At 43.9% G+C, this 2,324-nt stretch carries 2 protein-coding genes; both read left to right on the top strand.

Annotated elements, in window-relative coordinates; translation table 11 throughout:
* The coding region (locus GNF10_RS36470; protein ID WP_185607468.1) for an ATP-dependent RecD-like DNA helicase at positions 1 to 1,116 on the top strand (1,116 nt) is incomplete at its 5' end.
* A 91-nt stretch (positions 1,117 to 1,207) separates the two neighbouring features.
* Positions 1,208 to 2,158 carry an RpoD/SigA family RNA polymerase sigma factor gene (locus tag GNF10_RS36465; RefSeq protein ID WP_185586319.1) on the top strand — a complete coding sequence of 317 codons (951 nt, stop codon included), beginning with the start codon at positions 1,208 to 1,210 and terminating at the stop codon, positions 2,156 to 2,158.
* The last annotated feature ends 166 nt before the right edge of the window (positions 2,159 to 2,324 follow it).

The following is a 2,324-nucleotide window of genomic DNA, read 5'->3' as shown; positions in this document are numbered from 1 at the left end:
ATTGTCAGCCTGTGGAAAGCAATGGGTAAATCCATAGCCCTAGCTGCACCCACTGGACGCGCTGCTCAACGTTTGGGTGAAATGACTGGGCTGGAAGCAAAAACTATTCATCGCTTGTTAGAATTTGACCCGCGCTCAAGAGGTTTCAAGCGTGATAGCGAAAATCCTTTACCCCACACGGCAATTATCGCTGATGAAGCTTCGATGCTTGATCTGTTTCTGGCTTACTCCTTAATTAAAGCAGTACTAGCTGGCGCTCTACTGTTGTTGGTGGGTGACATTGACCAGCTACCATCTGTGGGCCCAGGTCAAATACTCGCTGATCTGATTAATTCTGGGCGAGTTCCCGTGGTGCGGTTGACCCAGGTATTCCGTCAAGCTCAACAGAGCGCAATTATCACCGCCGCCCACCAGATTAATCGAGGAATTTATCCCACAATCGAGCCAATCTCCGATAATCCTGTGTCCGACTGTATTTGGCACGGCGGCGGACATCAGCCCGAACATGGTGTACAGGCAATCTGCGAGTTGATTAGCGATTTGATTCGCCGCTTAGGTTTTAATCCTGCTACTGATGTGCAAGTACTTTGTCCAATGTCGCGGGGCTTGGTAGGGACTCGCAACCTTAATACTGTATTGCAGCAGTTGATTAATCCACCTACCCCCGACAAGGTGGAAATTAATAGAGGTGGGATGATACTGCGAGTTGGCGATCGCGTCATTCAACAAATGAATGATTACCAGCGTGAAATCTTCAATGGAGATTTGGGAATTATCACCGACATTGATACTGTTGAACAAGAAGTAATTGTGCAGTATGGAGAGCGTACTGTGATTTACGACTATGCTGACCTGAATGAAATTACTTTAGCCTGGAGCGTTACTATACATAAAAGCCAGGGTTCAGAGTATCCGGTGGTGATTCTGCCAATTTATATGCAGCATTATATGATGTTGACTCGAAACCTGTTTTACACTGGTATAACTCGTGCCAAGAAGTTAGCGATCGTGGTTGGAGCAAAAAAAGCGATATCTCTGGCGGTGCGCTCTACTGATGACCAACGGCGGTACACACGGTTGAAGCAGAGGTTACTTCAGGCAGGACTGGATTGGTGATGTGTTTTGGTTCTTCAAAATAGAAAACTTTATTGAGCTATTTGATTTATACTTTTGAATCCCCTAGTTTTAAAAAAAGCGTTGAGTTTGTATGTCCAGCCTCAGTTCCGATATGGTTCGCATCTATTTGCAAGAAATTGGTCAGTATCCTTTATTAAAACCAGACGAAGAGATTGCTTATGCTAGGCAGGTACAACAGATGATTGCCATTGAGCAATCTAAAAATCAACTCACTCAACAGCTAGACCGTGAACCAACAATGACAGAATTAGCCAACGCTGTTGAAAAAACCGAAGCACAAATCCGAGCAGCACTACACCTTGGTCAAAAAGCTAAACAAAAAATGGTAACAGCTAACCTGCGACTGGTAGTATCTGTTGCCAAGAAATACCAGAACCGCAATTTGGAATTTCTAGATTTGATCCAAGAAGGAGCGATCGGTTTACAAAGGGGTATAGAAAAGTTTGATCCCAACCGGGGCTATAAGCTATCAACCTATGCTTATTGGTGGATTCGCCAAGAGATTACACGCGCCATAGCAGAACAATCGCGGACTATTAGATTGCCTGTTCATCTCACTGAAATACTTACCAAAATTAAGAAAGTACAGCGAGAAAGCTTTCAAAAACTCGGTCGTCATGCCACTGCCGAAGAAATTGCATCAGCATTAAACATAAGCACAGATAAGCTTCGAGAATATCTCACTGCTTCTCGCACAGCCATTTCTTTAAATAAACAAGTGGGAGATGAAAAAGAGACAGAATTGGGCGAAATTTTAGCCAGCGATGCCGCTTCACCAGAAAAGCTCCTTAGCCAAGAACTTCTATCGCAAGATGTAGCTAAATTCTTAGAACCATTGACACCTATACAGCGTCAAGTGTTGACTTTAAACTTTGGGCTAGAGAACGATCAGCATTTCAATCTCGCTCAGATTGGCCAACAGCTAAACCTCAGCCGAGAGCGGATTCGTCAAATCCAGGTCAAGGCGATAAGTATTCTCCGCCATCGACAAAGCGACATGCAAGAGTACTTAATTGATTAAGTAGAATTACTTTCGTCAGATGATGCACGGATCTTGTAGAACTAAGACGAAAAACTATATTAAAGAAGTAAGTCCACAACAGTAATCAGTCAATGCCCAGCAAAACTATTGATGTCCGAGAGTACACCGTCAGAGCGCACAAACGGGAAATTCATACTCGCGTTTT

The organism is Nostoc sp. UCD121 (genome assembly GCF_014222285.1).
In the GTDB taxonomy this organism is placed as follows: domain Bacteria; phylum Cyanobacteriota; class Cyanobacteriia; order Cyanobacteriales; family Nostocaceae; genus Nostoc.
The sequence above is the reverse complement of the archived record's forward strand: the minus strand, read 5'-3'. Positions and strand labels throughout refer to the sequence as shown.